Origin of the sequence: Bradyrhizobium sp. CCBAU 21365, from assembly GCF_015291305.1 — a bacterium.
Classification (GTDB): Bacteria; Pseudomonadota; Alphaproteobacteria; order Rhizobiales; family Xanthobacteraceae; genus Bradyrhizobium; species Bradyrhizobium elkanii.
Window position 1 is genome coordinate 9299815 of the sequence record NZ_CP030036.1, and the last position, 21372, is coordinate 9321186.

Below are 21372 nucleotides of genomic sequence, written 5' to 3' on the forward strand. Positions count from 1 at the left end.
ATTACAGCCTGAGATGGTCCGCCGGATCGCCTATCAACTCACCGTGACGCGCTACGGTTCGAGCCCCGGCCCGGAGCTCCTCCGCCAATTGAGTGGGAAACAGGCCATCCTGGGTTCAACGGCGAAAAACGCAGCAAAATAAGCGCTCTCACCGCTGACGCGGTTGGCCAGAGATATGGCCCGGTCGGGGGGTTGTCAACGCTGGCAAGATGTCAAGGAATTCATCATTTTGACAAGACTTTCGCGTTGCCAATGTAACACGATTGGGCGAGTGTCCGCCCCGCTCGAGCTTCCCCCCTTTGAGACAAGGATTTTGCATGACCACCTCGCCCCCGGAAACCAAAACCGGCCTGCGCCTCGGCCTCGCCACCCTGGCCGCGACGGGCTGTCTTGTCGCAGTGCTGGCTGCCGGCCTCCCGGTCCGGGCCGCGGAATCCGACCCGGTGCTGGCGAAGGTCAACGGCTCGGAGATCCACGCCAGCGACGTGGCGCTCGCCGAGGAGGAACTCGGCCCGAGCCTGCAGCAGATGGACCCCTCGACCCGCAAGGACAACGTGCTGTCCTTCCTGATCGACATGAAGATCGTGTCCAAGGCCGCCGAGGACAAGAAGATCGAGAACAATGACGACTTCAAGAAGCGGCTCGCCTTCACCCGCAACCGCCTGTTGATGGACAGCCTGCTTGCCAGCGAGGGCAAGGCCGCGACCACCGACGACGCCATGAAGAAGGTCTATGAGGAGGCCGCCAAGCAGATCACCGGCGAGCAGGAGGTGCGCGCCCGCCACATCCTGGTCGAGACCGAGGACGAGGCCAAGGCGATCAAGGCCGAGCTCGAGAAGGGCGCCGACTTCGGCGAGCTCGCCAAGAAGAAGTCCAAGGACCCCGGCGCCTCCGACGGCGGCGACCTCGGCTTCTTCACCAAGGAGCAGATGGTGCCGGAATTCTCCGCGGTCGCCTTCTCGCTCGAGCCGGGCAAGATCTCCGATCCGGTGAAGTCGCAGTTCGGCTGGCACATCATCAAGGTCGAGGAAAAGCGCAACCGCAAGGCGCCCGACTTCGAGCAGGTGAAGGCCCAGATCGAGACCTATGTGACCCGCAAGGCGCAGGCCGACTACGTCGCCAAGCTGCGCGAGGCCGCCAAGGTCGAGCGCATGGACAAGCCGGCCGACGCCACCGCGCCGGCGGATGCCGCCAAGGACGCGCCGAAGCCGGCCGACAACAAGATGGCGCCGGCGAAGAAGTAAGCTTCGCGAAACAGATGCAGTTGCGATGGCCGGGCATGTCCCGGCCATTTGCGTTTTTGCTCCGCCTTAACCTCCCCTTGAAAAGGGGAGGTCGCTTTGCTCGCCAGAGCAAAGCGGGTGGGGATCTGCTCTCTCAGCATGCAGCGGCATCCGCGGCTGACCCCCATCCCGACCTTCCCCCTTTCAGGGGGAAGGAGCAGATGGGACACGACCCGTTGGGCTCTATCGGGACTGCTGCTTCCTTGAACAATTCATGACAGCGCGTTCGCATCGCAGCCCTCTCCCGCTTCGCACGGCGAGATGTTATGGAGCGCTTCCCTCCCCTAGCCGGAAGCTTGCCGATGTCCACCGCCGTCTCTCCCCTCGCCCCATCAGACGTTCCCGAGATGCCCGCGATCGCGGGTGTGCGGCTTGCGACCGCTGCCGCCGGCATCCGCTACAAGGGACGCACCGACGTGCTGCTCGCGCTGCTCGACAAGGGCACCACGGTGGCCGGCGTCTTCACCAAGTCGAAGTGCCCGTCGGCGCCGGTCGAATGGTGCCGCGCCAAGCTGAAGGGCGGGGCTGCGCGCGCGCTGGTGGTCAATTCCGGCAATGCCAACGCCTTCACCGGCAAGACCGGCAAGGCGTCGACCGCACTGACCGCGCAAATCGCGGCGAAGGCGGTCGGCTGCTCGACGTCGGACGTGTTCCTCGCCTCGACCGGCGTGATCGGCGAGCCGCTCGACGCCACCAAGTTCGACGGCGTGCTGGCGCAGCTCGCGGAGACCGCGACCCCCGATCGCTGGATGGACGCGGCCAGGGCGATCATGACTACCGACACTTTCCCCAAGGTCGCGACCGCGACCGTGAAGCTCGGCAAGGCCAGGGTGACGATCAACGGCATGGCCAAGGGCGCGGGCATGATCATGCCCGACATGGCGACCATGCTGTCGTTCATCTTCACCGACGCGCCGCTGTCGGCATCGGTGCTGCAATCCCTGCTCAAGGCCGGCGTCGAGGACACCTTCAATGCGCTGACCATCGACGGCGACACCTCGACCTCGGACACGCTGCTGGCATTCGCGACCGGCGCCGCTGCCGCCCATGGCGCGCCGAAGATCTCGCGCGCCAGCGACCCGCGGCTGAAGGCCTTCACCAAGGCGTTCCAGCAGATTCTCGCTGATCTGTCCGAGCAGGTGGCGCGCGACGGCGAAGGCGCCCGCAAGCTGGTCGAGGTCGTGGTCGAGGGCGCCACCACCAAACCGTCGGCGCGCAGAATCGCGATGTCGATCGCCAATTCGCCGCTGGTGAAGACCGCGATCGCCGGCGAGGACGCCAATTGGGGCCGGGTGGTGATGGCGGTCGGCAAGGCCGGCGAGCCCGCCAACCGCGACAAGCTCTCGATCTCCTTCAACGGCATCCGCGTCGCCAAGAGCGGCGCGCGCGACCCGTCCTACAATGAGAAGGAGGTGTCGGAGGCGATGAAGGCGCCGAAGATCCAGATCAAGGTCGCGCTCGGCCTCGGCAAGGCCAAAGACCGCGTGCTGACCTGCGACCTCACCAAGGAATACGTCGCGATCAACGGCGATTACCGGTCGTAATCGCACACCTCTCTACCCGTCATCCTGAGGAGCGCGCTCTTTGCGCGCGTCTCGAAGGATGCACGGCCCCGATGGCGGCGCGAGGTAAAAGTCGGGCCGTCGCCCTTCGAGACGGCCGCTTCGCGACCTCCTCAGGGTGACGGGAGAGATAAGACGTGCGACGTCAGCTCGAGATCCGCGCGTCGGCGACGGCCTTCTTGAACAGCGCGTTCATCGCATCGGCAATGCCCTGCGTCGGGCTGACCTCGAAATAGAAGCCCGGCGAGGCGCAGGCCTGCATGTTCTGCGCGATCTGGCTGTTCGGCGACGGGCCGAACGGGCCCTGGTTGAACGGATCGATCCAGGTCATGTACCAGCTGTTGGTCGGCAGCTGCAGGTAAGTCGTGTAGAGCACCGCGATCTTGATGCCGCGGTTCTTGATGGCGGTGCACAGCGCCGGATTGATCGGCGACTGGCAGCGATTGCCGCCGCTGATCGGCTTCAGGCAGCTTGAATTCGGTTCGTCGGCCACGCCGTCGGAAACGAAGAACAGATATTTCATCGGCGCCGCCGCCGTGCCCGGGCCCGGTGCGCTGATCGCGTTGCTGATGGCCGGAAGCACCGTCGAGAACTGGCTGTCCTTGTCGGCGGTGTAGGCATCGTTGTTGCCGTAGACGCCCATCAGGTCGATGTTGCCGGCCGCGGACTTGGCGCTGGACAGGCTGGTCGACAGCGAGAACAGCGCGCGCAGGCCGATCGTCTTCGACGACGCGCCGAAATCGTAGATCGCCATCCGGTACTGGCTGGCATAGGTCGCGGTGTTCGCGGCCGTGTCCATCAACTGCTGGGTCGCGCTGCGCAGCACGTCGATCCGCGTCGTGACGCCGAGCGTCTTGGCGAGATTGTAATAGTTGTTGGCATTATTGTAGTCGTGACAGGCGAAGGCGCACTGGTCGGACGTGTTGTTGACCATCTTGGTCACGTCGGTGGGCGTCGCCGCGACGCCCATCGACGGCGAGTTGTCGAGCAGGAGATAGAAGTCGATATAGAGCGGCATGTTCGCGGTCGAGGTCGACGCGCCGGTCACCGTCATCTTGCTTTGCCCGATCACGCCGAGAAACATGGTCGGGACATCGGCGGTGAACTTGACCGTCGAGGTGATGACGCCGCCGGTCTTGGTCATGGTCGGCGTCACGCTGGTCAGCGTGAAGCCGTTCTGGTTGAAGATGTTGCCGTTGAAGATCTTGGTCGCATCGGCTTCGCCTGCCGATATCTCGCCGTCCGAGGTCATGGCGCCGGCGCCAATGAAGCCGGGCGATGCCTTGGCGATCGACCCGACGCTCGCGGCGTCGGCGGCCGATATCAGCTTGCTGCGGATCTGGTTGGCGCGGGAATAGTCGATCGCGCATCCGACTGCGACGACGAGCGGCAGCACAGCGAGGCCGAAGGTCACCGCGATGTTGCCGGAGCGATCGCGGCGGAAACGGCTGATGGTCCGGATCAAGGTGCTCATGGATTATGTCGGCAAAGAATATGATGGGCAGATAAATGAGAACCTTCACCCTGCCGGATACGAATTAAGGCCGGCTTATCGCGATCGCGGAAAGCCGCGCGGGCATAAATCGTTTGGCTGGCGCCGCGTTGCTGGTTAATGAAAGCTTGCAGACTGGAAGGAATCCCCCGCCGCATGGCTGACATCAAACTGACCCTCGTCGTCGCCTGCGCGCTGGTCGATGCCGACAAGCGCGTGCTGCTGGCACAGCGCCCCGAGGGCAAGGCGCTGGCCGGCCTGTGGGAATTCCCCGGCGGCAAGATCGAGCCCGGCGAGCGGCCGGAGCAGACCCTGATCCGCGAGCTGCATGAGGAGATCGGCATCACCGTGAGCGAGCCGTGCCTCGCGCCGCTGACCTTCGCCAGCCATGCCTACGAGACCTTCCATCTGCTGATGCCGCTCTACATCTGCCGGCGCTGGGAAGGCGTCGCGGTGGCGCGCGAGGGCCAGAACCTCGCCTGGGTCCGCGCGAGCAAGCTGCGCGACTACCCGATGCCGCCCGCGGACATCCCGCTGCTGCCGCATCTGATCGACCTGCTGCTGTGATCCTCGGAGCCTCTCCCGCTTGCGAGGGAGGCGCGGCTATCCAAAATATCGAAAACAACCCCATGCAAAGCAGGGGGCGGTGGCCGGCGTTCGACCGGGCCACTTGACACGTCGGGCAACTCACCGGAATAATTCCATTATTCCGAAATCGCTTAGACGCCCGCTCGGCGGCCTCGTGAGAGAAGTTGGCTCGCATGGACAACTGCGATCCGGAGAAAGGTGAGCAACGGCAGCAGCCCCCGCTGCTACCGCGTTTGCTGTGATTTCGTGGCGCCTATAAGCGGGCCGACCGTAAGGGACGCACGCTAGATGGGCTCCCTCCCCCCTTGCGGGGGAGGGTCGGGGAGAGGGGTGCCACACGGCGGACGCTCTCAGCATGCATCTCGAAGACGGGCGCAGAATTGAGAAAGCGATGATCACAATGGTATCTCGCCCGGGGCTACCCCTCTCCCCAACCCTCTCCCGCAAGGGGAGAGGGAGCCGTCGCATCGTGCGCCCCTAACAGCTCAGCGCTTCACCTGCTTCACCGCCGCCTCCAAACTCGCCTTCGCCGAGCCGGGCTTGAGCGGCTTCGGCTGGCTTTCATGCGGCGCCCAGCCGGAGAGCCAGACGATGTCGAAGGTGGCGCGGATGCGGCCATCTGGATCGGCGAAGCGTTCGCCGTAGATTTGCGCCATCCGCAGCATGGTGGCGCGACGGGTTAAGGTGTGACGTCGCTCACGCAGCACATTGGTCGCGCCCATCCGCCTGAGATCGGCCATCAGCGCGAACGCGCTGGCGTAGCGCACCACGACGCGGTCGACGTCAGTCACCGGCAGCGCGAATCCCGCGCGCTGCAACAGCGCGCCGATGTCGCGCAGATCGGCGAACGGCACGACGCGCGGCGAGGCCCCGCCCTCGCACTCGGCCTCCGCCGCGGCAAAGCTCTGCCGCAGCTCGGTCAGCGTATCGCCGCCGAGCATCGCCGCGAGCAATAGCCCGTCCGGCTTCAGCCCCCGGCGGATCTGCGCCAGCACGCCCGGCAGGTCGTTGGCGAACTGGAAGGCGAGCGCGGAGACGACAAGATCGAGCGACTCCGGCGGCAGACCGAGCGCTTCCGCCTCGCTGAAACCGATCGCATCGACCGCGGCGACACGCCCGCGCAGGGCGTCCGCGAGCCCGTCACCCGGCGTCCAGACATCGGCCGCCGCCGAAAAGCTGCGCGACACCGCCAGCAAGCGGTCCGCCATGTCTTCGCTGGCACGCTCGAGCAGGAACGTCGCCGCCCCCTCGCGCCGCGCGCGCGCCAGCCGCGCGCCGAGCAAGGCGCGATCGAACAGGACGGGGGCTGAGGGCGGGGGCGTTGCCATGCCGCTGGTTACGCCGGACCGCCGCCGCAGGCAATGCGCCTTGAGCCCGCGTTGTTCAAACGCTAGCCTCGCCGCCATGGACGCCGAGGCATCACCGACACGCTCCATTACCGGACACTTTCAGCGCGCGCTTGGCGCGGTCGGGGGCGCGTGGCTGAGCACGGCGCGGCTGGCGCTCGATATCGCGCTGCCGACGCTATGCGTTTCGTGCCGCGAACCGGTCGATGGCGAGGGGGTGTGCGCGGCCTGCTGGGCCAGATTGTCGTTCATCGCGCCGCCGTTCTGCCCGCGGCTCGGCATTCCCTTCGTCTACGATCCCGGGCCCGAGTTGCTGTCGATGGAGGCGATCGCCAATCCGCCGGCCTACCAGCGCGCCCGCGCCGCGGTGCGCTATGACGATGTCGCGCGCACGCTGGTGCACGCATTGAAATACCAGGATCGCACCGATCTGGCGCCGACAATGGGTCGCTGGATGGCGCGGGCGGGGAAGGAATTGCTCCGCGAGGCCGATCTGCTGGTTCCGGTTCCTCTGCACTGGCGGCGCGGCTGGAGCCGGCGCTACAACCAGTCCGGGGCGCTCGCCAAGGTGATCGCGCGGCAGAGCGGCGTCAAAATGGCTGCCGAAGCGCTGCGGCGCATCCGCGCCACCGAGCAGCAGATCGGGCTGTCACGCAAGGACCGCGCCAGCAATGTCCAGGGCGCATTCGGGGTCGCCGATGAGCGCAAGGCTGACGTCCAGGGCCGCCGCGTGATCCTGATCGACGACGTCCTGACCTCGGGCGCGACAGTGGATGCCTGCGCGCGGGCGCTGCTCCGCGCCAAAGCCGCGCAGGTCGACGTGCTGGTGTTTGCCCGGGTTGTCGATACCCACCGCGCTCCCATATAATCTGACATTCTGGTTCAACCGAGCGCACCATGACCGCTGCCATTGAAATCTACACCCGCCCGGGCTGCGGTTATTGCACCGCGGCCAAATCGCTTTTGACGCGCAAGAACGCCGCGTTCACCGAATTCAGCGTCGCCAGCAACCCGGCCTATCGCGACGAGATGTACGGTCGCGCCGGTACCGGCTCGACCTTCCCGCAGATCTTCATCGGCAAGACCCATGTCGGCGGCTGCGACGAACTCTACGCGCTCGACCGCGAGGGCAAGCTCGACGGCCTGCTCAGCAACGGAGGCGGTGCCTGATGACGGAGAACATTTTCACCGCCGCCATGGTGCAGATGCGCACCGGATTGCTGCCGGAGCCGAGCCTCGAGCAGGGCACGCGGCTGATCCGCGAGGCGGCGGCGCAGGGCGCCAAGTACGTGCTGACCCCCGAGGTCAGCAACATGATGCAGCTGAACCGCAAGGCGCTGTTCGAGCATCTGGCGAGCGAAGAGGACGATACGTCGCTGAAGGCGTACCGCGCGCTGGCCGCCGAGCTGAAGATCCACCTGCATATCGGCTCGCTGGCGCTGCGCTACTCGCCGGAGAAGGCGGTCAACCGTTCGTTCCTGATCGGGCCCGAGGGCAATCTGCTCGCGAGCTACGACAAGATCCATATGTTCGATATCGATCTGCCGGGCGGCGAAAGCTATCGCGAATCGGCCAATTATCAGCCCGGCGAGACCGCCGTGATCTCCGACCTGCCCTGGGGCCGGATCGGACTGACGATCTGCTACGACGTGCGCTTCCCGGCGCTGTACCGCGCGCTGGCCGAAGCCGGTGCGTCGTTCCTCACCGTGCCGTCCGCCTTCACCCGCAAGACCGGCGAGGCGCATTGGCACACGCTGCTGCGCGCCCGCGCCATCGAGACCGGCTGTTTCGTGTTCGCAGCAGCGCAGGCCGGCCTGCATGAGAACAAGCGCGAGACCTTCGGCCATTCGCTGATCATCGACCCCTGGGGCGAAATCCTCGCCGAAGGCAGCGGCACCGAGCCAGGCGTGTATCTGGCCGAGATCGATCCCGCCAAGGTCGAGACCGCGCGCAAGACCATTCCTTCGCTGCAGCATGGCAGGCGTTTCGGCATTGCCGACCCCAAGGCCGGCCCGGAGCATCTGCACCTCGTCCGGGGTTCGGCATGATCCGCTACACGCTGCGCTGCGAGCGCGGCCACCAGTTCGAGAGCTGGTTCCAGAGCTCCTCGGCCTATGAATCGCAGGAGCGGCGCCACCTGATCGATTGCCCGTCCTGCGGCTCGAGCAAGATCGAGCGCGCGATCATGGCGCCGCAGGTCGTCAGCAAGAAGGGCCGCGAGCCGGCCCGGCCGGCGCCGGCCGCGCCCGTCGAAGCGGCTGGCAATGAATCGACGTCGCTGATGATGGCGCAGGAGCGCGAGCTGCGCAGCAAGCTCAAGGAGCTGCGCGACCATATCGTGAAGAACGCCGACAATGTCGGCGACCGCTTCCCGAACGAAGCGCGCAAGATGCATTACGGCGATATCGAGCATCGGCCGATCTATGGCGAAGCCTCGCCCGAAGAGGCCCGGGCGCTGATCGACGAAGGCGTCGAGGTCTCGCCGCTGCCGACGCTGCCGGAAGACCGGAATTGAGCGCAGCGTCATTCCGGGGCACGCGAAGCGTGAACCCGGAATCTCGCGCAACAACCTCGAGATTCCGGGTTCGGTGCTGCGCACCGCCCCGGAATGACGGCCACGAGGAAGCATGACCCCCGACTCATTCTCCTCCTGGCAGGTCTGGGCGTTTCTTTCCGCCGTGTTCGCCGCGCTGACCGCGATCTTCGCCAAAGTCGGCGTCGAGGGCATCAACTCCGATCTCGCCACCCTGATCCGCACCGTGGTCGTGCTGATCACGCTGTCGGCCATCCTGTTCGCGACCGGGCAGTTCACCCAGTCCGGGCCGATCTCGGGCAGGAGCTGGCTGTTCCTGCTGCTGTCCGGGCTCGGCACCGGCGCGTCATGGATCTGCTATTTCCGCGCGCTCAAGCTTGGACCCGCGACGCTGGTCGCGCCGATCGACAAGCTCAGCGTGGTGCTGGTAGCGCTGTTCGGCGCGGTCTTCCTCGGCGAGCGCCCCTCGGCCTATGGCTGGCTCGGGATCGCGCTGATCTCGGCGGGCGCGGTGTTGATCGCGGTGAAAGGTTAATTACGCGGCGATCAAGAGCGCGACGCCGATCACGATCAGGACGATGCCGAACACCTCGCGCAGCGAGAACGGCTGCTTGAGCGAGAAATACGCCACGCCCTGCGCGAACAGCACCTCGATCAGCGCCAGCGTGCGCACATTGGCGGCAGCGGTGAGCGCGAACGCCAGGAACCAGAATTGCGATGAGAACGCGCCCATGAAGCCCGCGAACATCGAGGGCCGCCACAGCTTGAGGATCGACCTCAGCACGTCGGGCGCGCGCAGCAACAGATAGACCGACAGAATCAGCGTCTGCACGAGGAGGCCCCACATCAGCGTGTAGGAGGCCGCCGTGACAAACGAGACCGAGGGCACCGCGATGATCGCGCCGCGAAAGCTCACCGCCGAGATCGCGAACACCGCGGCGGCGCCGAGGCCGAGCACGGTCGGGCGCAGGTCGGCAAAGCTCTTTTGCCCGCCGGGCCGCAGCGCGGTGACGACGACGCCGATGGTGGCGATCACGATCGCGATCACCTTGGTCGTCGTGAGATGGTCGCCGAGGAAGATGAAGCCGAAGATCGCAGTCTGGATCGCCTCGGTCTTCATATAGGCCGTGGTCACCACGAAGGAGCGGTCGTTCATCGCCAGCAGCATGAAGCCGGTGCCGACGATCTGGCTGAGCGCGCCGGTCACCAGCCACGGCCAGAACGCGGCCGCCGGCCACGGCACGCGATCGCCGGTCAGCAGCACCGCCAGCGCGAAGAACAGCACCGAGAACGGCAGGCCGAACAGGAAGCGGATATTGGTCGCGCCCCAGGTCCCGAGCGGCCCGGTCAGATGCCGCTGCATCGCATTGCGCGCCACCTGCCCGAACGCGGCGACAATGGTGAATGGAATCCAGAGCGAGGCGATCGTGAACATGGGGGATGAGGAAAGCATGCCGGCGGGAGTACACGCCCAGCGTGCCCGGCGTAACGCATGTGGTCAACCTAAGCGGTGCATGACAGGCCTGCACCGCGTCCACAATCTCGCTGTCGTCCCTGCGGAAGCACTAGGGCATGCACATATCTCTGAGGCTCCATCCTGCTGCGACGGCCAGGAAGTATTCGAGGCCATTTTTGAAGATGATGGGGCCTGGAGGTTTAGACGACGGGTAGCCGTCCCAACCGCCAAGGCGGCCGATGATCCAGGCTGCCCAGGTGAGGCTGTCGGGCGGATGTGGGTTTTTCAGTCGCTTGCTCCTGGCCTCGAGTTGCCGGTTGAGGGCGGCAAGCGCGTTGATCTCGTTGTCGTTGAAGGCAACGCGAATGGGCTGCTGACCGCCATCGCGCGCTTGCAGAAGCTGGATGGTGATGACGGCTGCCTTGGCGGCGATAGTGACCAGTTTGAGGAGACGATCGGCGGTTCCGATCTGGCTGTCTTCGAGCTTGAGGCCTTGCGTCTTCAGGACGCGGAAGAACTGCTCGATGATCCAGCGCTGCTTGTACCATTCGACGATACGCCAGGCGTCGTCGACGGTGGCGATCTCGTGAGAGGTGATCAGACGCCAGTGCAGCGGCTCTGCGCCGGGCCCGGCATTGATCTCGCACACGTCGACCACCGCCAGCGGCAAGCTTTTCGGCAAATGGCGCAGGAACTTGCTCTGCGGGCGGGCAAGCTCGATTGCGCCAAAGCGGAGTTCGAGATGGGCCTGACGTGCCGGTCGCGCCGCGCGCGCAGGCAGTTGGATCGCCCTCCGATCCACCACAGGCATGGCGTCGGTGGCCTCATACAGGCCGGTGCGGTCGGCAAGCTTGCGATCATGCATGCTGCGCGCGATGACATGGAAGTGCTGCTCGGCCGAGCTGGCATAAAGGGCAAAGATATCGCTCTCGCGATCACCGAGGACCGTCACCGTTCCGGCAGCGGTGAGCAGCGGCTTGGCCGCAATGGCGGTGGATATCCAGCGTTGCGATTCCTTGTCAGACAAGTCACGTGCGTCATGCGTCGTGGTGCGACGCCCCTGGCGCGTCCATACCTGCCCACTCAAAAGTCCAAGACAGCTGCCATCGTCGGCATCCACGGCCAGCAGCGGATGCAGCAGCACGCCGTGGTTATTGCCCTTGCCGATTTCGCCGAGCCCGCGCCGGCGTTGCGGCGTGGTGTTGAAGTGGATCTCGCTGGTGTCCTGGATCGCCAGCACATGGCGGCCCTCTACCGCGGCAACCGTGCTGTCGCCCCAGCTTTCGATGATCCGCTCCGCCGTCACCTTGTCGTGGCCGAGAAAGCGGTTGAACCGCACCTCCAGCGCACGATCACCCCTGGAAAGCCGCCGCAGGCAGACCGTCTTGCCCGCAACCATGCGTTCGACGAGCGCCGCCCCCCTTTATCGAGACGACGATCCCCGAACCGTCCTAACGTCCAGTCAATTCGTAACAACACCCGACACCCCCGTCCAACCTGGAGCGTCGCAATAGAAATCACACGGATCGCCGATTCTGGAATCCCCTGTCTCCATCCCGAGTCAATCCGCCGCACCAAATACGTGCATGCCCTAGTGCGGAAGCAGGGACCCATAACCACACGGAGCGGTCTGGGGCACGGTGGTTGAACGGAAGATGAGTCGAATGGTGTTGATCAGATTCCGAAGCAGGTCCTGAACCAAGATCGCAGTCAACAACATTGGCCGGTGGCTATGGGTCCCTGCTTTCGCAGGGACGACACCGGTTATGCCGCTGCAGATCGCCTCACGCCTCCTCCGCCACCACCATGTAGTTCACGTCCATGTCGGTCGACACGGTCCATTTGTCGGCGAGCGGGTTGTAGACCACGCCGGCCTGTTCGGTGACGGTGAGGTTGACGTCGCCGAGGTAGCGCTCGAGCTCGGCGGGGGTGACGAACTTGCTCCATTCATGGGTCCCGCGCGGCAGCCAGCGCAGCACGTATTCGGCGCCGACGATCGCCAGCGCAAAACTCTTCCAGTTGCGGTTCAACGTCGAGACCACCATCAGCCCGCCGGGCTTGAGCATGACCGCGCAGCGCTTGATGAAGGCGCCGACGTCGTTGACGTGCTCGACCACCTCCATCGCCAGCACGATGTCGAAGCGCTCGCGGGCGTCCATCTCCTCCACGGTGGTGCAGCGGTAGTCGATCGACAGGTGGCCCTTGTCGGCGTGCAGCTTCGCGGCAGCGATGTTGGTGGCGGAGGGATCGATCCCGATCACCTGGGCCCCTAACCGCGTGAACGGCTCGCACAACAGGCCCGCGCCGCAGCCGATGTCGAGCAGGCGCAGACCGGACAGGCAGCTCAGGCTCTTGGCGTTACGCTCGAACTTGCGGCAGGCGGCGTCGCGGATATAGGTCAGGCGCAGCGGGTTGATCTTGTGCAGCGGCGCCATCTTGCCGCGCGGATCCCACCATTCATCGGACAGTTTCGAGAATTTCGCGACCTCGGCCGGATCGACCGAGCTGGCGGAGGCGTTGGCGGAGGAACTGGAAACAGTTGTTTGCGTAGCCATGATTGCGCGCGCCCCTATCGCGCGGTGATCGAATTGCGGAACGACAGCGGCGCGGCGATGGTCCTGATGGTCTCGATGCCCTCGCCGACGCCGCGGATGGTGACGTCGCCATAGTTGAGCAGGCGTCCCATGATGCTCTGGTTGACGTCGACGCTCTCGACCTTGTCGAGGCTCATCTCGAAGGTGCGCCGCTTGATGAAGCCGCTCTTGTGCACCACGCGGAAATTGGTGACGTCGGTTTCGGTGGTCCAGCGGTGGAACCAGGCCGCGGCGGTCCAGTACAGCGCCGCGACCGCGACCACGGCAGCGGCCGCCAGGCAAGCCATCACGAGGCCGTCAACCGTCGTCATCCGCGACAGGATCAAGAGCGCCAGCACCACGATCCAGGCCCCGATCGCCGGCAAATAGAACATCCAGTGCGCATTGGTGGAATACAGCACCTTCTCGCCAGGCTGCAGGATCTCGTCGATATAACGTCCCATCCAATCCGCCTTCGAGTTGCCCTCGTGTTACCCGTGCGCCACAACCCGCCCGCAGCCGGTCAAAACACCCCAAAAAGACACGCGAGGGCCCCCTACCTACCGGCTTGCCCCCGGGCGCGGCGCTATGTATACGCGCGTTTCGGTCCCCGCGCTTGCGGTTTTCGGCGTGGGTTAACCTACTTATCCTCTTAAAGGAATAGACGCGTCGTCATGGGCCGCCTCGTGATGAAATTCGGCGGTACATCCGTCGCCAATATCGATCGTATCCGCAACGTCGCGCAGCATGTGAAGCGCGAGGTCGACGCGGGCCACGAGGTCGCCGTCGTCGTCTCCGCGATGTCCGGCAAGACCAATGAGCTGGTGGCCTGGTGCACCGACGCCTCGCCGATGCACGACGCGCGCGAATATGACGCGGTGGTCGCCTCCGGCGAACAGGTCACCTCGGGCCTGCTCGCGATCGTGCTGCAGGGCATCGGCATCCAGGCGCGCTCCTGGCAGGGCTGGCAGATCCCGATCAAGACCTCGGACGCGCACGCTTCGGCGCGCATCCTCGATATCGACGGCACCGAGATCATCACCCGCTTCAAGGAGCGCAAGGAAGTCGCCGTGATCGCCGGCTTCCAGGGCATCAATCCCGACAGCGGCCGCATCACCACGCTCGGCCGCGGCGGCTCGGACACCTCGGCGGTGGCGATCGCGGCCGCGCTGCGCGCCGACCGCTGCGACATCTACACCGACGTCGACGGCGTCTACACCACCGACCCCCGCGTGGTGCCGAAGGCGCGCCGGCTCGACAAGATCGCGTTCGAGGACATGCTGGAACTGGCCTCGCAGGGCGCCAAGGTGCTGCAGGTTCGCTCGGTGGAACTCGGCATGGTGCACAACATGCCGATCTTCGTGCGCTCCAGCTTCGACAAGCCAGAGGATATCGACCCGCACGCCAACCAGCCGCCGGGCACGCTGATCTGCAGCGAGGAGGAAATCATGGAAATGCACGTCGTCACCGGCATCGCCTTCTCCAAGGACGAAGCCCAGATTTCCGTGCGCCAGATCGAGGACAAGCCCGGCGTCGCCGCCGCGATCTTCGGGCCGCTCGCGGATGCCAATATCAATGTCGACATGATCGTGCAGAACGTGTCCGAGGACGGCAAGACCACCGACCTCACCTTCACCGTTCCGGCCGGCGACTATAACCGCGCCAAGGACACGATTACCGCCGCCAAGGCCAAGATCGGCTACGCCCGCCTCGACACCGCGACCGACGTCGCCAAGGTCTCGGTGATCGGCAGCGGCATGCGCAGCCATGCCGGCGTCGCGGCCAAGGCGTTCAAGGCGCTGGCCGACCGCAACATCAACATCCGCGCCATCACCACCTCCGAGATCAAGTTCTCGGTCCTGATCGACGCCGCCTACACCGAGCTCGCGGTCCGCACGCTGCACACGCTGTACGGCCTGGACCAGGCGTAGGTCCTGCCTTTCACCTCTCCCGGAGGGAGAGGTCGGATTTCGAGCAGCGAGAAATCCGGGTGAGGGGCTTCCGGTCCATCGAGACCTGATCCCCTCACCCGGCGCTTCGCGCCGACCTCTCCCTCCGGGAGAGGTAAGAAGCCGCCCTGCTCGCTCCCGCCCCGGAGTTAGAATTTCTCTTAGCGGGCGCAGCATTGGGCTGACGCAGACGTTATTTGCTACTGGCAGGCGTTTTGCTTGGCAAAGCAAGCCTCGATTGGCTATACGGCCAGTCAGGTAGGCTGTCGCAAACTGTGGCACAGTTTCGGTGATTGCGAATCGGCGGGAACTGGCGAGCGGCGACACCGAATGACTAAAATTGTTGTTTTTGACGAGTTTTGCGCCAGCGGCCGGCCGCACCGGTGTGCTGGCTTCGTGGGGAGGGACTGAAACACATGCGGAGCGCGTCGGGAGGCCCCCGCATCCTGTTGAGACGGCTTCGCGAGACCATGGCGGAGCAAGTCTCCGCCCAGGAGCGGCTCGACAAGATCGTGGTGCTGATCGCGGCCAACATGGTGGCCGAGGTCTGCTCCTGCTACGTGCTGCGCATCGACAACACCCTCGAGCTCTACGCCACCGAAGGTCTGAACCGAGACGCCGTTCACCGCACCGTGATGAGCGCGCATGAGGGCTTGGTCGGCCTCGTCGCCAGCGAGGCGACGCCGCTCAATCTGTCCGACGCGCAAAGCCATCCGGCCTTCGCCTATCGCCCGGAGACCGGCGAAGAGGCCTACCACTCGTTCCTCGGCGTGCCGATCCTGCGCGCCGGCAACACGCTCGGCGTGCTCGTGGTGCAGAACCGCGCCAAACGCACCTATGTCGAGGAAGAGGTCGAGGCGCTGCAGACCACCGCCATGGTGCTGGCGGAGATGATCGCCTCCGGCGAGCTTGCCGCGCTGGCGCAGCCCGGCGCCGAGCCCGCCGCGCGGCACTCGCTGCACAAGACCGGCGCGGTGCTCTCCGACGGCATCGCGCTCGGCCATGTCGTGCTGCACGAGCCGCGCGTCGTCATCACCAACTATATCGCCGAGGATCTGCCGAAGGAGATCAAGCGGCTCGACACCGCGCTCGCCAATCTGCGCGCCGATCTCGATCGCATGCTGGAGCGCGGCGATGTCGCCGACGGCGGCGAGCACCGCGAGGTGCTGGAAGCCTACCGCATGTTCGCCAACGACCAGGGCTGGTCGCACAAGCTGCATGAGGCGGTCGCCACCGGCCTCACCGCGGAAGCGGCCGTCGAGCGCGTGCAGTCCGACACCCGCGCGCGCATGCTGCGCTCGACCGATCCCTATCTGCGCGACCGCCTGCACGACCTCGAGGATCTCGGCCATCGCCTGATGCGGCAGCTGGTCGGCCAGGACCATGCGCCGTCGCGCGAGCAATTGCCCGACAATGCCATCCTGATCGCCCGCGCGATGGGCCCCGCGGCGCTGCTCGACTATGACCGCAAGCGGCTGCGCGGGCTGGTGCTGGAGGAAGGCACCGCGAATTCCCACGTCTCGATCGTGGCGCGCGCGCTCGGCATTCCCGCGGTCGGCGAGGTGCCGAACGCGCCCGGCATCGCCGATCCGGGCGATGCCATCATCGTCGACGGCATTTCCGGCGAGATCTATGTCCGCCCCTCCGCCGAGATCGAATCCGCCTATGCCGAGCGCGTCCGGTTCCGGGCGCGCCGGCAGGCGCAATATTCGGCGCTGCGCGACAAGGCCTGCGTGACCAAGGACGGCCAGCCGATCGAGCTATTGATCAATGCCGGCCTGACCATCGACCTGCCCCATATCGACGACACCGGCAGCGCCGGCATCGGCCTGTTCCGCACCGAATTGCAGTTCATGGTGAGCCCGAACCTGCCGCGCTCGAGCGACCAGCTCGCGCTGTACCGCACCGTGCTCGACGCCGCGGGCTCCAAGCCCGTCACCTTCCGCACGCTCGACATCGGCGGCGACAAGGCGCTGCCCTATATGGAGACCGTGATCGAGGAAAATCCCGCGCTCGGCTGGCGCGCGATCCGGCTCGGTCTCGACCGCCCCGGCCTGTTGCGCGGCCAGATCCGCGCGCTGCTGCGCGCCGGCGGCGGCCGCGCGTTGAAGATCATGTTCCCGATGATCTCCGACATCGCCGAGTTCGACCAGGCCAAGGCGATCGTCGAGCGCGAGCTGACCTATCTGCGCCAGCACGGCCATTCGCTGCCCGAGCGGATCGATATCGGCACCATGGTCGAGGTGCCGGCGCTGCTCTACCAGCTCGACGAGCTCTTGAAGAAGGTCGACTTCGTCTCGGTCGGCTCCAACGACCTGTTCCAGTTCCTGTTCGCGGTCGACCGCGGCAATGCCAAGGTCTCCGAACGCTTCGACATTTTGTCGGCGCCGATCCTGCGCGCGCTGCGCGACATCGTGCGCAAGGCCAAGGCGGCGAAGAAGGCCGCCTCGCTGTGCGGCGAGATGGCGTCGAAGCCGATCGGCGCGCTGGCGCTGATCGCAATCGGCTACCGTTCGCTTTCATTGTCGGCAACCGCGCACGGGCCGGTCAAGGCGTTGATCCTCGACCTCGACGCCAAGAAGGCCGAGGCGATGATCAATCCGCTGCTGGACGCGCCGGTCGGCAGCGTCTCGATCCGCGAGGCGCTGACGAAGTTTGCGGAAACCGAGGGGCTGGCCTTGTAGCGACGCTGCCGTCGCCGCTGCCGCCCTTCCGTACCTTCCGCAATTCGAGATACCGCCATGCTACCCGAAGCCAAACTCGACGTCCTGCTCGCTCATCACGCCTCGCTCGAGGCCGAGCTGCTCGGCGAGGTCAAGTCCGAGCGCTATGTGCAGATCACGCGCGAGCTCGCCGAGCTCAACCCGCTGATCGACGCGGTGAAGCTCTATCGTTCTGCGCGTAGCGAGCTCGCCGACACCGAGGCGATGCTGGCGGATGCCGGGACCGACGCCGAAATGCGCAGCATGGCGGAAGCCGAGCTGGAAACGCTGCAGGCGCGGCTCGGCGAGCTGGAGCAGCAGATCCGGATCGCGCTGTTGCCGAAGGACGCGATGGACGACCGCAACGTGATGCTGGAAATCCGCGCCGGCACCGGCGGCGACGAGGCCTCGCTGTTCGCCGGCGACCTGTTCCGGATGTATGAGCGCTTCGCATCCTTGCAGGGCTGGAAGGTCGAGGTGATCTCGGCGAGCGAAGGCACCGTCGGCGGCTACAAGGAAATCATCGCCGAGGTGCAGGGACGCGGCGCGTTCGCCAAGCTGAAATTCGAATCCGGCGTGCACCGCGTGCAGCGCGTGCCCGACACCGAGACGCAGGGCCGCATCCACACCTCGGCCGCCACGGTCGCCGTGCTGCCCGAGGTCGAGGACGTCGACGTCGATATCAAGGACACCGACTTGAGGATCGAAACCATGCGCGCCGGCGGCGCCGGCGGCCAGCACGTCAACAAGACCGAATCGGCGATCCGCATCACCCATCTGCCGACCGGCATCGTGGTGATGATGCAGGACAGCCGCTCGCAGCACAAGAACCGGGCGTCGGCGATGAACATCCTGCGCTCGCGCATCTACGATGCCGAGCGCCAGCGCGTCGAGGCGGCGCGCTCCGCCGACCGCAAGGAGAAGGTCGGCTCCGGCGACCGCTCCGAGCGCATCCGCACCTATAATTTCCCGCAAGGGCGAGTCACCGACCACCGCATCAACCTGACGCTCTACAAGCTGCCGCAGGTGATCGCGGGCGAAGCGCTCGGCGAATTGATCGACGCGCTGACCACCGAGCACCAGGCGGCACAGCTCGCCGCGCAGGGCGCCGCGGCCTGACACGCGCCGCCGCTTGCGCCGGCGGATGCTACGCTCAGTCCTCTCCGGAAGTCGGCGAGGACTTCAGCAAGCGGCGCAACGCCGGGCTCGCGACGCGGCGCAGCTCCTCGATGTTCTTCTTCGAGACCGCCTGGAGCTTCTGCTCGCCCTTTGCCGTCAGCCTGAGCTGAACCCGACGCGCGTCGTCGGGATCGGCAAGGCGACTGACCAGCCCGAGCTTTGCCATGCGGTTCATCAGCTCGACGGCGGAGTGATGCCGTATCAGCAGAAACCGGGCGATGTCGCCGACGGTCGGCGGACCGGGATCGACGAAACCCTTGATGCCGAGCAGCGCCTGATGCTGCCGCGGCGTCATTCCGACCTTCCGGGCGCCCTCCTCGCTGAATGCGAGAAACCTCCGCAACTCGTAGCGAAACTGCGCGAGCGCCCGGTAGTCCACCGTCGCGGCGGCCGCCTTGCGTTTCGTTGCGCCGGCCGGCGCTCGTCGTTGCTTTGGTTGCGGCATTCGATCGTCCTGCTGCTGGCTCGCTCCGCCGGACGGCAGACGCTGTGCAACGCTATCAAGCCAACGCCGGACGCACCATACTACCGGCCGCCCTTCCACCCATGTTTTCAACGATTTGACGGTCGAGCGGAGGCGCGCAAGCTCAGGGCTGCGGCCAGTGATCGTAGGTCGAGCTCAATATCTTCAGCAGCACGATCTGGAAGGCGACCGGAATCCGCGGGCTCCTGCGGCGAATGGATTTCTCCAGCGCTTCGGTGATCTCGCTCTTGGTCAGATGCCCGGCCGAGGCGCGCGCGACCAGATCGCCCCAGACCTCCGACAACGACTTGCCGGTGTGATGTGGAGACGGGATCGTTATTCCGCGCGTCTCGGCCCAGGCGATGATCTCGCGCATGGTTTGCCGTCCGCAGTTTCGCGCGGTCGCGAGATGGCGCGCGGTGAGCAGGCGCAGCAGTTCGTCCGGCGGCGTCCAGCCCACCTTCGGCGGCACTTCGTCGAGCAGCTCGACCGCCAGTTCCTTCAGAACGTTGACCGCGCGGATGCTCAGACTGCCCGATTGCTCGGCGCCACCGTGCTCGGTCACTGCGTGCTCTCCGGCATTTCCGGTGCGACTTGAAGGCTCCTGGATCATCGCTCCCTCACTTACAGGACCCGCACCCGGTCGGTAAACCCTTCGATACATCGCCTGACGATATTAATTCTATCGTAGGCCGATATGATTCGACGAAAGGTGACATTGACTAAATATGCCGGTGGGGAATTGTAGCTGTGACAGGCTGCTCGATTGCAGCCGGCGCGTCGTGCCGCCGATCGATCCGATCCGGCGACGAGTGAACATGCGCGCCAACAATCAATATAATTGGAGGATACTGAGCGATGAGCACCAGGGATTTTCGGCCGGGCAGCGCCCTCAACGTTTCGCGCCGCACTTTGCTGCAAGCCGGCGCGGGCCTGATCGGCGGCACCGTGCTGCCGGCCTCGATCGCATCGCGGGCATTCGCCGAGGACCATCCGGCGATCGGAACCTTTCCCGCGGGCACGTCGGGCTCTTCGGCCTTCATCGGCATCTCGGTGCCGCGCACCGGCACCTATGCCGTGCAGGGCGAGGATGAGCTCAAGGGCTATCAGCTCGCGATCGAGCACATCAACAGCGGCCACGAGCTGATCAAGAAGATCTCGCCGAAGACCAGCAAGGGCGTGCTGGGCAAGGAGCTGAAGTTCGGCGTCGCGGATTCCGCGGCGAAGCCGAACGAGGCCGTGCAGGCGCAGCAGCGCTTCATCTCCGAGAACAAGGCGGTGATGATCACCGGCGGCACCTCGAGCGCGGTCGCGGTGGCGCTGAACAAGCTGGCGCAGCGCGAGAAGGTGATCTTCGTCTGCGGCATTTCCGGCTCCAACGACACCACCGGCAAGGATTGCGTGCGCTACGGCTTCCGCCAGAACTTCTTCGGCCAGACCGCCGCGGCGGCGATCGCGCCGGTGCTGATCAAGCAGTTCGGCAAGAACAAGAAGGCCGCCTACCTCACGCCCGACTACACCTACGGCCACACCGTCACCAAGTCGATGCAGGACTACCTCGCCCAGGCGGGCTGGACCACCGTCACCAACCAGGTCTCGCCGCTCGGCGCGCCGGACTATTCGTCCTATCTGCTCAACGTCGCGAATTCCGGCGCCGACGTGCTGATCAACGTCAACTGGGGTCACGACGCCGTGCTGTCGACGCAGCAGGCCAAGCAGTTCGGCGTGCTCGACAAGATGAAGCTCGTGGTGCCCTACCAGGTGCCGTTCATCGCCCGCGAGACCGGCGGCCTGATGCAGGGCGTCTACGCCGCGACCGATTATTGGTGGACCATCGAGGACAAGTATCCGCTGGCCAAGATGTTCAACGAGGCCTTCGAGAAGAAGTACGGCTACAAGCCGGAATGGGGCGCCGAGAATGCTTATGTCAGCTTCGCGCACTGGGCCCGCATGGTCGAGGAAGCCGGCAGCTTCTATCCGCCCGACGTCATCAAGGCCTATGAGAAGGGCGAGACGCTGCCTTCGCTGGTCGGCGACGTCCACTATCGCCCCGAGGATCACCAGTGCGTCCGCCCCGTCGTCATCGTCCGCGGCAAGATGGAAAAGGAGATGAAGAACAAGGAGGACTATTACGAGGTGATCGAGATCGTCCCCGGCGACGGCTTGATGCAGAAGCCGGATGCGTTCGGCTGTCATCTCGGCGACTACACCTGATTAACGTGGGAAGACTCGGCGCCGTGGGCGGG

At 65.5% G+C, this 21372-nt stretch carries 20 protein-coding genes; 12 read left to right on the top strand and 8 right to left on the bottom strand.

Annotated features, from left to right (window positions below):
* Positions 1 to 317 precede the first annotated feature (317 nt).
* Together XI02_RS43985 and argJ are read left to right on the top strand one after the other, a co-directional pair.
* Entirely contained in the window at positions 318 to 1244 is a 927-nt protein-coding gene (locus XI02_RS43985) for a peptidylprolyl isomerase (RefSeq protein ID WP_172646371.1), read from the top strand.
* Positions 1245 to 1585: 341 nt separating this feature from the next.
* A complete protein-coding gene (argJ, locus tag XI02_RS43990; RefSeq protein ID WP_026191993.1) occupies positions 1586 to 2827 on the top strand; it encodes a bifunctional glutamate N-acetyltransferase/amino-acid acetyltransferase ArgJ in 1242 nt (413 codons plus the stop codon).
* Positions 2828 to 2990: 163 nt separating this feature from the next.
* On the opposite strand, the gene XI02_RS43995 is transcribed toward argJ, so the two are convergent.
* On the bottom strand, positions 2991 to 4319 hold the full coding sequence (locus XI02_RS43995) for a TadE/TadG family type IV pilus assembly protein (protein WP_172646370.1): 1329 nt from the start codon (positions 4317 to 4319) through the stop codon (positions 2991 to 2993).
* A gap of 174 nt (positions 4320 to 4493) precedes the next feature.
* Between XI02_RS43995 and XI02_RS44000 the strand changes: the two genes are divergently transcribed.
* Positions 4494 to 4904 (top strand): (deoxy)nucleoside triphosphate pyrophosphohydrolase, encoded by a 411-nt coding sequence (locus tag XI02_RS44000; protein WP_016847399.1) that lies wholly within the window; start codon positions 4494 to 4496, stop codon positions 4902 to 4904.
* 506 nt (positions 4905 to 5410) lie between these two features.
* On the opposite strand, the gene XI02_RS44005 is transcribed toward XI02_RS44000, so the two are convergent.
* Positions 5411 to 6253 (bottom strand): methyltransferase domain-containing protein, encoded by an 843-nt coding sequence (locus tag XI02_RS44005; protein ID WP_172646369.1) that lies wholly within the window; start codon positions 6251 to 6253, stop codon positions 5411 to 5413.
* 76 nt (positions 6254 to 6329) lie between these two features.
* Here XI02_RS44005 and XI02_RS44010 point away from each other — a divergent pair, with 76 nt between their 5' ends.
* The 5 genes from XI02_RS44010 (at position 6330) to XI02_RS44030 (ending at position 9339) form a co-directional block, all read left to right on the top strand.
* Entirely contained in the window at positions 6330 to 7139 is an 810-nt protein-coding gene (locus XI02_RS44010) for a ComF family protein (protein WP_172648998.1), read from the top strand.
* Positions 7140 to 7168: 29 nt separating this feature from the next.
* Positions 7169 to 7441 (top strand): glutaredoxin 3, encoded by a 273-nt coding sequence (grxC, locus tag XI02_RS44015; RefSeq protein WP_016847395.1) that lies wholly within the window; start codon positions 7169 to 7171, stop codon positions 7439 to 7441.
* A complete protein-coding gene (locus XI02_RS44020) occupies positions 7441 to 8319 on the top strand; it encodes a carbon-nitrogen hydrolase family protein (protein ID WP_018269195.1) in 879 nt (292 codons plus the stop codon). Before grxC ends, XI02_RS44020 begins: the two co-directional genes overlap by 1 nt.
* Positions 8316 to 8786 carry a DUF1178 family protein gene (locus XI02_RS44025; RefSeq protein WP_016847390.1) on the top strand — a complete coding sequence of 157 codons (471 nt, stop codon included), beginning with the start codon at positions 8316 to 8318 and terminating at the stop codon, positions 8784 to 8786. Before XI02_RS44020 ends, XI02_RS44025 begins: the two co-directional genes overlap by 4 nt.
* Before the next feature lie 112 nt (positions 8787 to 8898).
* Complete coding sequence (locus XI02_RS44030) at positions 8899 to 9339, top strand: EamA family transporter (RefSeq protein WP_172646368.1); 441 nt, start codon at positions 8899 to 8901, stop codon at positions 9337 to 9339.
* Here the strand turns inward: XI02_RS44030 and XI02_RS44035 are convergent, their stop codons facing one another.
* From XI02_RS44035 to XI02_RS44050, 4 genes are all read right to left on the bottom strand, one after another.
* Positions 9340 to 10239 (bottom strand): DMT family transporter, encoded by a 900-nt coding sequence (locus XI02_RS44035; RefSeq protein WP_172646367.1) that lies wholly within the window; start codon positions 10237 to 10239, stop codon positions 9340 to 9342.
* 130 nt (positions 10240 to 10369) lie between these two features.
* On the bottom strand, positions 10370 to 11659 hold the full coding sequence (locus XI02_RS44040; protein WP_172646366.1) for an IS4 family transposase: 1290 nt from the start codon (positions 11657 to 11659) through the stop codon (positions 10370 to 10372).
* 385 nt (positions 11660 to 12044) lie between these two features.
* The gene (gene ubiG, locus XI02_RS44045) at positions 12045 to 12815 is read right to left on the bottom strand and encodes a bifunctional 2-polyprenyl-6-hydroxyphenol methylase/3-demethylubiquinol 3-O-methyltransferase UbiG (RefSeq protein WP_172646365.1); all 771 of its coding nucleotides are present in this window, start codon (positions 12813 to 12815) and stop codon (positions 12045 to 12047) included.
* 14 nt (positions 12816 to 12829) lie between these two features.
* The gene (locus XI02_RS44050; protein WP_016843303.1) at positions 12830 to 13297 is read right to left on the bottom strand and encodes a PH domain-containing protein; all 468 of its coding nucleotides are present in this window, start codon (positions 13295 to 13297) and stop codon (positions 12830 to 12832) included.
* 210 nt (positions 13298 to 13507) lie between these two features.
* Between XI02_RS44050 and XI02_RS44055 the strand changes: the two genes are divergently transcribed.
* The 3 genes from XI02_RS44055 to prfA all read left to right on the top strand — a co-directional run bounded on the left by XI02_RS44055 (position 13508) and on the right by prfA (position 18603).
* A complete protein-coding gene (locus tag XI02_RS44055) occupies positions 13508 to 14764 on the top strand; it encodes an aspartate kinase (protein WP_016843304.1) in 1257 nt (418 codons plus the stop codon).
* 434 nt (positions 14765 to 15198) lie between these two features.
* A complete protein-coding gene (ptsP, locus tag XI02_RS44060) occupies positions 15199 to 17466 on the top strand; it encodes a phosphoenolpyruvate--protein phosphotransferase (RefSeq protein ID WP_172646364.1) in 2268 nt (755 codons plus the stop codon).
* Positions 17467 to 17523: 57 nt separating this feature from the next.
* Entirely contained in the window at positions 17524 to 18603 is a 1080-nt protein-coding gene (prfA, locus tag XI02_RS44065) for a peptide chain release factor 1 (protein WP_018269196.1), read from the top strand.
* A 34-nt stretch (positions 18604 to 18637) separates the two neighbouring features.
* Here prfA and XI02_RS44070 read toward each other — a convergent pair whose 3' ends face one another.
* Both XI02_RS44070 and XI02_RS44075 read right to left on the bottom strand, forming a co-directional pair.
* Positions 18638 to 19108: a MarR family winged helix-turn-helix transcriptional regulator gene (locus XI02_RS44070; RefSeq protein ID WP_172646363.1), complete on the bottom strand. Its 471-nt coding sequence runs from the start codon at positions 19106 to 19108 to the stop codon at positions 18638 to 18640.
* Between the two features lie 142 nt (positions 19109 to 19250).
* Positions 19251 to 19691, bottom strand: coding sequence for a hypothetical protein (locus tag XI02_RS44075; RefSeq protein WP_244980889.1), 441 nt, complete (start codon positions 19689 to 19691; stop codon positions 19251 to 19253).
* Positions 19692 to 19984: 293 nt separating this feature from the next.
* Here XI02_RS44075 and XI02_RS44080 point away from each other — a divergent pair, with 293 nt between their 5' ends.
* Positions 19985 to 21340: a substrate-binding protein gene (locus tag XI02_RS44080; protein ID WP_016843309.1), complete on the top strand. Its 1356-nt coding sequence runs from the start codon at positions 19985 to 19987 to the stop codon at positions 21338 to 21340.
* The last annotated feature ends 32 nt before the right edge of the window (positions 21341 to 21372 follow it).